Annotated in this window: 11 protein-coding genes and 1 riboswitch; of the genes, 3 read left to right on the plus strand and 8 right to left on the minus strand. The window is 63.3% G+C overall.

Features of this window, described 5'->3' with window-relative positions; genetic code table 11:
- The 3 genes from EN925_RS08495 to EN925_RS08505 all read left to right on the plus strand — a co-directional run.
- On the plus strand, positions 1-654 hold a 654-nt coding region (locus EN925_RS08495), incomplete at its 5' end, for a PDZ domain-containing protein (RefSeq protein ID WP_128336454.1).
- Positions 655-802: 148 nt separating this feature from the next.
- On the plus strand, positions 803-1414 hold the full coding sequence (locus EN925_RS08500; protein WP_127368346.1) for a molybdopterin-dependent oxidoreductase: 612 nt from the start codon (positions 803-805) through the stop codon (positions 1412-1414).
- Complete coding sequence (locus EN925_RS08505) at positions 1411-2157, plus strand: FAD-binding oxidoreductase (protein WP_128336456.1); 747 nt, start codon at positions 1411-1413, stop codon at positions 2155-2157. The genes EN925_RS08500 and EN925_RS08505 overlap by 4 nt, the downstream gene beginning before the upstream one ends.
- A gap of 40 nt (positions 2158-2197) precedes the next feature.
- On the opposite strand, the gene EN925_RS08510 is transcribed toward EN925_RS08505, so the two are convergent.
- The 8 genes from EN925_RS08510 to EN925_RS08545 form a co-directional block, all read right to left on the minus strand.
- The gene (locus EN925_RS08510) at positions 2198-3673 is read right to left on the minus strand and encodes a nucleotidyltransferase family protein (protein ID WP_027160997.1); all 1476 of its coding nucleotides are present in this window, start codon (positions 3671-3673) and stop codon (positions 2198-2200) included.
- On the minus strand, positions 3670-4347 hold the full coding sequence (locus EN925_RS08515; protein WP_127368348.1) for a glycosyltransferase family A protein: 678 nt from the start codon (positions 4345-4347) through the stop codon (positions 3670-3672). The genes EN925_RS08510 and EN925_RS08515 overlap by 4 nt, the downstream gene beginning before the upstream one ends.
- The gene (locus tag EN925_RS08520) at positions 4347-5099 is read right to left on the minus strand and encodes a glycosyltransferase family A protein (RefSeq protein ID WP_127368349.1); all 753 of its coding nucleotides are present in this window, start codon (positions 5097-5099) and stop codon (positions 4347-4349) included. The genes EN925_RS08515 and EN925_RS08520 overlap by 1 nt, the downstream gene beginning before the upstream one ends.
- A 55-nt stretch (positions 5100-5154) precedes the next feature.
- A complete protein-coding gene (locus EN925_RS08525) occupies positions 5155-5907 on the minus strand; it encodes a glycosyltransferase family A protein (RefSeq protein ID WP_027160995.1) in 753 nt (250 codons plus the stop codon).
- On the minus strand, positions 5904-6953 hold the full coding sequence (locus tag EN925_RS08530; protein WP_127368350.1) for a serine kinase: 1050 nt from the start codon (positions 6951-6953) through the stop codon (positions 5904-5906). The genes EN925_RS08525 and EN925_RS08530 overlap by 4 nt, the downstream gene beginning before the upstream one ends.
- Positions 6954-7001: 48 nt before the next feature.
- A complete protein-coding gene (locus tag EN925_RS08535; RefSeq protein ID WP_013528271.1) occupies positions 7002-7433 on the minus strand; it encodes a PqqD family protein in 432 nt (143 codons plus the stop codon).
- A gap of 169 nt (positions 7434-7602) precedes the next feature.
- A complete protein-coding gene (locus EN925_RS08540) occupies positions 7603-8703 on the minus strand; it encodes a hybrid-cluster NAD(P)-dependent oxidoreductase (protein WP_127368351.1) in 1101 nt (366 codons plus the stop codon).
- Positions 8704-8728: 25 nt separating this feature from the next.
- Positions 8729-9976 carry an aromatic ring-hydroxylating dioxygenase subunit alpha gene (locus EN925_RS08545; RefSeq protein ID WP_063169810.1) on the minus strand — a complete coding sequence of 416 codons (1248 nt, stop codon included), beginning with the start codon at positions 9974-9976 and terminating at the stop codon, positions 8729-8731.
- 114 nt (positions 9977-10090) lie between these two features.
- Positions 10091-10293, minus strand: a riboswitch (cobalamin riboswitch).
- Positions 10294-10848 lie beyond the last annotated feature (555 nt).

A 10848-nucleotide genomic window follows, 5' to 3' on the forward strand; every position in this document is an offset into this window, starting at 1 on the left:
ATCCAGTACGGCTATCTCGGCGTTCAGATCCAGGAGGTGACACCGGATGTCGCGAGCGCCATCGGGCTCGACCATCCCGGCGGCGCGCTGGTTTCAGAGGTCAATGACGGCTCGCCGGCGGCCAAGGCCGGCATCGAGACGGGCGACGTCATCACCAGCTTTGCCGGGCAGGACGTAAAGGACCCCAAGGACCTGTCGCGGGCGGTCGCCGATGTCGCGCCGGGCGCCACGGAAACGGTCGATGTCTGGCGCAAAGGCAAGCCGATGCGGATTTCCGTCGATGTCGGCCAGAACAGCGCCGATGCGAAGACCGCGTCGCTGGATGACGGGTCCGACACGCCCAGTGCCGGGCGCGCTCCGGCGATAGGGCTCGGCTTGATGGATATAACGCCCGACATTCGCCAGCAGATGAACCTAGCCGGCAAGCAGCACGGCGCGGTGGTTGCCAGCGTCAATCCCGACAAAGCCGCCGCCGCTTCCGGAATACAGGCCGGCGACATCATCGTTGCCGTCAATCAGGTGCCGGTTAAGAACGCCAGGCAGGTAACCCAGGCAATCGCGCAAGCCGGCAAGTCTGGCCGCAAGTCGGTGCTGTTGCTGGTCGAGCGTGGCGACGCTCAGATCTACATCGCGGTGCCTTTTGCCAATGGCTGAGTAATGGCCTTGACGTGAACGGGACCGGCAGGGTTCGTCGGCGACGATCCCCTCCGGCCTCCGCCCGTCAAGATTTTGGTTGCCCGCCACGACATCTTCGAGAACATTGCATCAGGCTGATGTCGGCCCGATGCAGGAGATTGCCGCGATGGTCACCCGAGGTTTCTCTTCAGGACGGCGCCCGCCAACCGATGACGATGCCCGCATCCCGCCCGGCCAATATCTTGAACAGGGTTTTCCGGTGCTGTCGGCCGGTCCGACGCCGCGCGTGCGCACCGAGGATTGGTTTTTCACGCTGAAACATGGGCCACGGCCGATCAAGAAATGGAATTGGGCCGAGTTCAACGCGCTGCCGTTGACCAAGATGACGCGCGATATCCATTGCGTGACCGCATGGACCAAGTTCGACACGCCGTGGCAGGGCGTGCTGGTCGACGATATCCTTGCCGACGCGGGTGTGGAGCCGCCGACCGGCTTCACGCTGGCGCACGCGTTCGACGGTTACACCACCAATGTGCTGGTCAAGGATCTCACCGCCGGCAAGGCCATGGTCGCGCTGCTCTACGAAGGCAAGCCGATCACGCCGGATCATGGCGGCCCGGCAAGGCTGCTGGTGCCGCATCTCTATTTCTGGAAGTCGGCCAAATGGCTGAACAGCCTGCAATTCACCACGCGCGACGAGCCCGGTTTCTGGGAATTGCGCGGCTACCATATCTATGGCGACCCATGGCGCGAGCAACGCTACACGGACGATCCGTGAGCGATACGGCGGCAGTGCAGTCGCCCTGGCAAACAGCCGGCATCGTCCGCATCGAAAAGCGCACGCCGCGTGTCACCAGCTTCTTTTTTCAGCCGTCTCGGCCCTTCGCCTATCGCGCCGGGCAGCATGTCGACGTCAGGCTGACGGCGCCGGACGGCTATCAGGCGCGCCGCTCCTATTCCATCGCCTCCGCGCCCGAAACGAATGGCGCAATCGAACTGGCGATCGAACAACTCGACGATGGCGAGGTTTCGCCCTTCTTCCACGAAGTCGCGGCAATTGGCGACGAAATCGAACTGCGCGGGCCGCTTGGCGGGCATTTCGTCTGGCCGAAGGATGAGAGTGGGCCGCTTGTGATGGTCGGCGGCGGTTCGGGCGTCGTGCCCTTGATGTCGATGATCCGCCACCGCGCCGCACGGAATTCAGCGGTGCCCGTCGTCCTGGTCGTTTCGGTCCGGGTCTGGGACGAAGTGATCTTTCGTGACGAGCTGATCGCCCTCGACGAGCGTCAGGACGGCTTCGAGCTGGTGCTGACACTGACCCGCGAAGCCGCACGCCGCCCGGCCGACTATGCGCGGCGGGTGGACGTCGCGATGATGGCGCAAGCCATGGCGCGGCTGCCCGAGCCGCCTGGCATCGCCTTCGTCTGCGGCTCCAATGCCTTCGTTTCCGCGGCAGCCCAGGCGCTGATCGATGCCGGCGTTGCAGCCGAAATCATCCGCACCGAACGCTACGGAGTTTGAGCGGACGCCGCCTTGCGAGAAAGGTTCGTCGGATTCGCCTTCAGCCGATCGGCAAGAAACCCGCCGACAGCAACTGGAAAGGCAAGGCGCCATAGGCGGCCACCGTGGCCGCGTCGTTCCACTCGCGAAACTGTCGCGATGGTCGCGCCTCGAGCGTCAAGGCAACTCGCGCGCCGTCGAGCGTCACCTTGCCGCGAAAATGCAGCACGCGTTCCCTGCCGGATCGGCTGATAGCCACGGCACGCAGGCGAGCGATATGCTCGCCACCGTCATTGATCTCCATTTCGATGCGGCGCCGGACCGGCGGAACGCCGATCCTGACGGTGATGTCGAGCATCATGTCGCCGGTCGTTTGCGGACAGGCGATGGCCTGCGAAAACACCAGAGGCGCCGATGCGGCTTGCGGCTTGCCCGCGGCCGGTCTCCCGCGCCAGGGTTTGGCGGGCGGCTCCTGCTGCAACCGGCCCTTCTTCCGCTTCAGGCGCAACTGCTTGGCAAGGCCGCGCGACAGCCAGACCAGGCCGCCGAAATCCGTGCGCGGCTTGGCTTGCAGAACCGACGACCAACGCGACAGGCCAGCCCGGTCGGCCATCTCGAAGATTCTGGCCATTGTCCGTTCCGGCACCGGAATGCCGATCTCGAACGCCAGATAGGATAACGCCACCGCCGCTGGAACCGCCAGGCCGCGTCTTCCGACGATGTCGAGGAACATCCCCCAATCGACGTCTTCGGCATGGATGGCGACCGCGCAGTCGACAAGCCAGTCGCTGTGGGTGTGGGCGTCGAGGCCGCCATGGGCGATGGCCAGTGCCATGCGATCGGCCGGCGATGGCACGAAGACCGCGACGCCGCTGAATTGTGCCGGGACCGCCCGTTGCCAGATCGCCAGGTCGTCTTCCGCGCTCGTCTGCGACCCATCATAGCCGAGCTGGTGCAGGTCGATGTCGCCGAAACGGCCCTTGAAGAAGTTCATCGACCGCAGCGACGCCAACCGGGTTCGCAGATATTGCGCGCTGACGCCCGAGGCGATCTGCCAGTCGCGGTCGCGCAAGATGTCGAAGACGGCAGCCATGTCGCGCGGGCGCACCAGTATGTCGATGTCATGCGCCACCCGACCACGCTGCGCCGACGCGTTCAAGGCAATGCGGCTGGCGCCCTTGATCAGCATGATGTCGGCGCCGCCGTCGGCCATCGCCTTCAGCGCCGGCTCGGCCTCGCGCATCGCCATGCGCGACTTCGTCCACAGCATCTTCTGCAGGCCGACGAGGCGCGGGTGCGCGGTATGCCCGGCCAGTTTTCTGCCGAACCTGTCGGAGATGGCGGCGAGCAGACGATGTTCTCGAAACGAGACGAGGTCGATGTCGTTCTCGTCGAGCCAGCGCGCGGCGCAGGCAGCGGCTGCGTCCTCATCGGAGAGCAGCGCCGCCTTCAGCAACAGGTCCAACTGGCCAGTGGGCCACGACCAGCCATAGTCCGGGAAGCGGCGGCTGATGCGGCGAACAGGCCTGGCGTTCAACTGGAGCCCGCCTTGTTCTGGGCCCGCCGCTGCATGGCGAGCCTTGCGACCTGGATATAGCCCCGGTCGCGTGCCGGATCGCGGCCGTAGGAAAGGCTGCCCGGACGGATGCGGCGCAATGCAAGCACGTCGTCGAGCATGGCAAGTACAAAGCCTGCCTCACGAACCCGGGCGATCCAGTCGATCATCTCGCCGCGACCGCCTGGTGGGTCGATGATGGGACCGACGCTCTGCACCACCTCCTGGCGGATCATCATCGTCGTGCGCGACCAGCCGGCTCCACTGGCCGCATCGGGCAAATCGGGGCTGTCGCCGCGAAACGTCCGCCAATGCGTAAAGACGCCCGCTGTCCCGGGATGACGGCCGAGATAGGCCAGTTGCTGTTCGATCTTGTCCGGCAGCCACAAATCGTCGGCATCGAGCGTCGCGATGAGCGGCGTCGAGAGTGCCGCAATGCCACGGGTCGTTGCGCTGCCGGGTCCGGTATTGTCCTGTCGCAGCACCGTCACCGGCAGGTTCATCGCATCGATCACCGCGGCCGTATCGTCGGTCGAACCGTCATCGACCACGACGATGGCCTCCGCCTTTGCCGCCTGGGCCAGAACGGAGTTCAGGGCAGCGCCTATGGTGGCGGCCGCGTTGAAAGCCGGAATGACGACGCCGTAGCCTGCCATCAAAGGAACCGCCACTGCGCGAGATCCTTGAAGTCGAAAATCCCCTCCACCCGGCGCAAGCTGGGGTCGGCCCGGCGACGCTTCATCGACTTGTGAATGGCGCGCATGAACTCGCGAAAGGGCACATCGGCTTCCTTGGTCATGTTGCCGGGATGACGCCTGTAATAGAGAGCCACCGTATCGGGCATAACGTATTTTGCCTGGCTCTCAAAGATACGCAACAGATAGTCGGTGTCCTCGGCCTGTTTGAAATCCTCGTCGAAACCACCGGTGCGCTCGATGAGGTCTCGCGCGAAGATCCCGGCGGACAGGTGGATCCCCCGCACGGTGATGGAGTGGCTGTCGGCGGCCGGTTCCAGTGTCTCGCCATCTATCTTGTCGACCAGCGTCATGCGCGAATAGGTCAGCTCGAGGCCAGGATCCTCTTCGAAGCAGGCGAGATCCGCCTTGAAGCGGCCTATCGGGGAGATGTCGTCCGAATCGAGAAACGACACCAGACGCGTCTGCGGCAGCAACTGCTTCAGCCCGGCATTGCGCGCCTTGGTGACCCCGCCATTGATCTGCTGGAAAAGACGAATGCATGGGGCCTCGTCGATTAACGACCGTACGACGGCTGCCGAGCCATCGGTCGACCCGTCGTCGATGACGATGATGTCGAGATCGATGTCTTCGCGCTGCCTGAGCAACGAGCGCAGCGCCAGGCCAACGAATTGTTCGCGATTGTAGACCGGCATGATGACGCTCAGCCTCATCGGCGTCTCCAGCAGCGTTGCGGGCTTGGCTGATCCGAGCCGATTGTGTCGAGCATCATGGCATCCGCCAATCGGCGGGACTCTTCAATTCGAAGATGCCCTGGACCTCTCGCCGTGACGGATCGGCCTTGCGCCGCCGCATCGACTTGTGGATTGCACGCAAGTGGTTGCGGACCCTGCCGCTATGTTCCTTGGTGACATTTCCGGCGTGGCGTCGGTAGTAGATCGCGACGGTGTTCGGCAATTCGTAGCGCGGACCGGTTTCGAAGACTCGCAACAGATAATCCGTGTCCTCGGACTGCTCAAAGTCCTCGTCGAAATGGCCGATGCGATCGACAAGCGTTCGACTGAAGAGAGCGGTGCTCAGCGAAATTCCGCGAAGCGTCATGGTACAGCAGTCCGCCTCCGGCTCGAGCTTCTCGTCGTCGATCCGGTCGACCAGCGTCATCAGCGAATAGGTTAGCTCAAGCCCGGAGGTAGCCTCGAAGCGGGCGAGATCGGCCTTGAACCGTCCGGCCAGCGAGATGTCGTCAGAATCCAGGAATGACACGAACTCCGCATCCGGCGGCAGTTGCCGCAGCCCGGCGTTGCGCGCCCTGGCCACGCCCATGTTCGATTGCTGGAAGAGTCGGATGCAGGGGTTTTCGCGCATCATCGAGCGTACGGCCTCAGCAGAGCCGTCGGTCGAACCGTCGTCGATGACGATGATGTCGAGATCGGCGGCGTCCCGCTGCCGCACCAGCGAGCGCAATGCCGAAACGACATAGCGCTCACGGTTGTAGACGGGCATTATCACGCTCAGTTTCACGAAGCGCCCCGCACAAGAAAGTCCGCAATCGTGCCGGCTATCTCCTGTGGCTGCGTCCCCAGCGACAGACGATAGCACGGCAGCAGGCGGGTCAGGTCGCTGAAGAAGCGAAAGCCGCTCTCCCGCTCGCCCGGCATCTGCGCTATGCCGGACGGCGCCAAGGCAATCATGGCATCCCTGCGCGACACCGGCACGATCGAACTTGCCTCGCCTCCGCCGATATGTGGCACCACCAGCGCAACGATGTCCAGAGTTTCGGGCACCGGCCGTGGCGCAATGTCGTCAATGTGAAAAGCATGCTTGCCTTGCCAGTTGAGCGGACCGTGCGCCTTCAGCCGGTGCTTCAGCCCAAGTCGCGCGAATCCCTGGGGATCCTGCTTGAGTGTTGAAAACAACGGGCGGGCAGTCACGCCGTTGGAGAGGTCGACCAGCACATAATCGTCGCCGACGCTGTCCAGCCCGTGGAGGAGGCCGGCGGCGACGGTCCCGGATTTCCCGGCGCCGCCCGCGCCGGCCAGCAGTACGCCCCTGCCTTTGGTGCCGAGCGTCCCCGCATGGGCCAGCCGCATGCCACGTGCCGCATATTCCCAATGGAGGAAGGGGCGCAGCGGCGCTCCCGGCTCCCACGGTGGAAAGGCATCGGCCGAGGCCATCAATTGCACGCCAACGCGACGTTGCGGATCATAGAACTGCCAGAAATCCAGGTCATGGAAATGGTTGCCGCGCAATCCGGCTTCCGCCAGCCTGGTGGCGAAGCCATGCTGCGTGAAGGGTCCTTGGCCCCATCTGGCCGGTGCCGCGATGCCGTCAATGCCGGGATGTGCGACGAAGATGCGGCAGATGTCGGCAGGCGCTCGGTTGTCCGCAGCCGTGACAAAGCCATGAGCGAAGGCATCCGCCAACGCGCCGGCACTCACATGAGTGGTCAACTCCAGATGCGGCAAGCCCACCTTGCAGGTCAGTGGATAATGCGCGGCGCTGCTCTGCGCTTGCGCCAGGACATGACGTGCGTAGTCAGTCAGGTTTTCGAGAGTGACGTTTGGCATGGTCTGCCTGTTCCGGAGCTGTCCGGCAACGAGAGCCTGGCGGGCGCCTCAGTTGGCCTGCTTCACTGCGGGCCAGCCGAGGGGCTCCTCGACCTCGTGGATGGGATCGACGACAATGAGGTCGGCAAGGTCGTCATGGATGTCGACCTTGAGGGGCTCGCCGGCAGCGGCGAGCTGAGCCAGCAATTCGCTGGGAACCGGTCTTGCCACGCCATCGGTTGCGGCCGCCAGCAAACCGAATTCGAGCAATTGTGAAACAAAGCCGTCAATCGCGGCGGCATCGAGGGCGCCAATCCCGGTCGCGGCGCCGACCAGTTCGGAGGCAGGCACGCCGGACGACAGTGCATCCCAAAGCCTGCTGCCTGAATCAGAGAAGCCGAAATATTTACCGGTGGTCAGGTCGAGAACGACGGCTTCGCCATCGAAGGATTCAAAGACGATATCCTTGCTGGCAATGGCATATACGCCGGATTGTCGCATGTTTGCTCCCCGCCGAAGCAGGCCGCGGAGATGATCTTCGGCCCCTACGGTCAACCCCACCGTTGCAGGCGTCTAACCATTTGCAGGGTTTTTGGCAAGATGGCGTAGGCCCGGCCGAGCGCAGCTGCAGGCCGCGCGGGCATGGACAGTCTCTGACCGTGCCTGCCGGTCACGCCTCGATTTCAAGCGCCGAAAGCGGCTTCGAGCAACAGGCGAGGATAAAGCCGTCCTCGATTTCGTGATCGAGGATGCCGCCATTGTGGCTCATCTCGACGTCGCCCGCGACCTTCCTCACCTTGCAGGTGCCGCACAGGCCGAACTCGCAGGCGGCGGGAATCCGCACCCCCGAGGCGCGTGCCGTCTGCAGCACCGTCTGGCCGGCGACGCATTCGGCATCGACATCGGAATGCGAGAACCGGATCGGTGTCACGGCCTCCACGGTGGCAGCGGCGCCGTCTTCCGCCGGCGGCGAGAACGGCGCCGGGATCTCCTCCACGGCAGGCGCGGCAAAGCTTTCCTGATGGTATTTCGTCATGTCGAAGCCGGCTGCGTCCAGCATGCCACGCACGGCGCGCATGAAAGGATCGGGGCCGCAGCAGAAAATCTCGCGCTCGCGGAAATCGGGCGCCAGCAATGGCAGCCGGATCGCGTCGATGCGGCCCATATGGCCGAACCAGCCCTCGCGGCTCGACCGCTCCTCGATCATGAAGCCGAGCGACAGCCCAGGCATGCGGCTGCCGAGCAGTTCGAGCTCCTTGCGGAAAATGATCTCTTCCGGGCGGCGCGCGCAGTTGACGAAGCCGACATCGGTCCATGGCGCGCAGTCGTTCAGCCAGCGCAGCATCGACATCATCGGCGTCACGCCGGAACCGGCCGAAATGAACAGATATTTGGCGGCCGGGTGGCTATGCAGCGAGAAGTCGCCGGTCGGCCCATAGGCCTTGACGTGCGAACCGGGCGTCAGATGGTCGAACATCCAGCGCGTACCGGTGCTGCCCGCCTGCGCCTTGACCGTCACCGCGATCGAGAACGGCCGCGACGGCGAGGACGACAGCGTGTAGGTGCGCATCAGCGGCCCGTCCGATGTCGGCAGTTCCAGAGTCACGAACTGCCCCGGTTTGTAGCGGAACCAGGTCTGGTTGTCGGAGCGGAAGGTGAAGGTCTTCACGTCAGGCGCTTCGTCGCTGACGCCGATCACTTCCAGCACCTGCAGCCTGTCGTTCCAGGGCGTCATCTGGTCGAGATGGCGATAGAGGCCAAGGTCCGTCATCGCATTCATCCTCTTATCCCCTGGGCTAGGCGACGCTGCGCAGGGCCGGCCGGCCGCCTTCGGCAAGGCGCGGCCCGATGAACGACGCGTACCACTCGACGAACTGGATCACGCCGCCCTCATGCAGCTCCGAATAGGGGCCTGGTTCATAGGCAGGCGACAGGATGCCGAAGGCGTTTTCCTCGACGATGCGGCGGTCCTGGTCGTTGGTCTCGGTCCAGACATGGGTGAGCTCAGCGAGGTCGTAGTCGACGCCTTCGACCGCATCCTTGTGGACGAGCCATTTCGTTGTCACCGCGGTTTCCGTGGCACTGATCGGCAGCACGCGGAAGGTAACGGCGTGGTCGCCGAGGATATGGTTCCAGGTCGTCGGATAGTGATAGAGCAGCAAGGAGCCGATGCGGTCGGTTGAAACGCTGTCGGACAGGTTCTTCTGGACCGCCCGTTTTCCCGTCATGGTGTAGCTGACGGCATCGCGCAGCAAGGGCGCGCGGGTGGCGCGGTACTGCCCTGCCGGATCGATGCGGAATTTGCTCGGCAAGCCTGATGCCTCGCATCTGGCCCAGTGTGCGACCATTTCAGGGTCGCTGTCGGCGCCATGGACGCCGGTTATGGTTGGAGCCTCGGGGAAGGTCTTGCACAACTCGGGATGATTGGCGGCGCAGTGGTAGCACTCGCGGTTGTTTTCCCAGACCAGCTTCCAGTTGCCCTTCTCGACGATCGTGCTCTCGAAGGCGATCTTTGCTTCACGCAGCCGGTGCGGCAAAAGATAGGGTTCGATCATCGCCCGCATCGGCGCGAAATCTGCCGGTTCCTTGGCCAGGCAGATGAAGATGTAGCCGCCGACGCTCTCGCAGGCGACCGGCTTCAGGCCGAAATCACTCTTGTCGAAACCGTCGGCCATCTGGCGGGCAAACAGCAGGCGGCCGTCCAGCTCGTAGGTCCACTGATGATACGGGCAGACGAGCTTTGCCGCGGTACCCTTCTCCGTGTTGCACACGCGGCTGCCGCGATGGCGGCAGGAATTGTGGAAGGCGTTGATCTTGCCGTGCTGGTCGCGGACAAGGACGACCGGATAATCGCCGACCTGCACGGTGATGTAGCTGCCCGGCTTCGGCAGTTCGCAATCATGGCCGATGAACAGCCAGTCGCGATACCAGATCAGCTCCATGTCGAGCTTGAAGTAGTCCGGATCGGTGTAGAAGGGCTGCTCCAGCGAAAAGCCTTGCCGGCGCCCCTTCAGGAGCCTCAGCATGTCGTTGCGGATATCCATGTCCTGTCCTCGTTTCTAAGGACTGAACTGGTGGTGATGGAGGAAGGATTGAAACACAGGCCGGCTGTGTGCCGGACATGCGCTATCCACCTCTTGACCGCCCACCGCGATCAGTCGAGTCTAAAAATCTCGGGCTGGTTTCCGGGCTCTGGAGTTGTCCTTGCGGACCATCGCGACACCTTCCCAGGCGGTTGCCCAGTGGTCTCCCGTTGCGACTTGAACTCCACCACCGTTGCGGGGGCAGCGCCGGATTCTGACCGGCTTCCCAATTCTCCGCCTCGTCGTCACGAAGCGGCACCTGAGATGGTATGATCTAACCACGATCGCGGGCGCGCCGTCGGCATGAAAACGACATCGTATCCATGCGGCGCGACACGGCATGCGAAACGCTACTGCAGCTCGTCGCGGGCCGAGATCCCACCTCCCGGGCGGCCATTTGCCGGCTGCGATCTTCCCGAATCCGACCCTTCGCGGGGGGTCAAAAAAGGTTAATGGTTTCGAAAAGTGACTATTAGCTCGCCCTAAAATCGAACCGAACGGTTCGTTTCTGTTGACGGTGCGTGCAGGACGGTGTGAACGCTGGGCCTCTGAAACAGTCAGTGATCCATCAGGTGGCTACACCTAACACACTGATATGAAGAAGAAAAATGCATCCTTAGATTCCATTGGCACAATTTCAAGGTGGGGATTCATGGTCCACACGGAACAACTTCGTGATTGGAAAAGACGACCTTGCCCTCCCACATCGGGGCTGTCCGAACGACGCGATTTCATTTCCAAGACACGCCGCTAGACGGACGGAAAAAAGACGATACTGGAGTACCAAAAATGAAAAAGATCATTCTCACTGCCGCAGCCCTTCTGGCCATTTC

This window comes from Mesorhizobium sp. M7A.F.Ca.US.006.04.2.1 (genome assembly GCF_004022915.1).
Classification (GTDB): domain Bacteria; phylum Pseudomonadota; class Alphaproteobacteria; order Rhizobiales; family Rhizobiaceae; genus Mesorhizobium; species Mesorhizobium ciceri.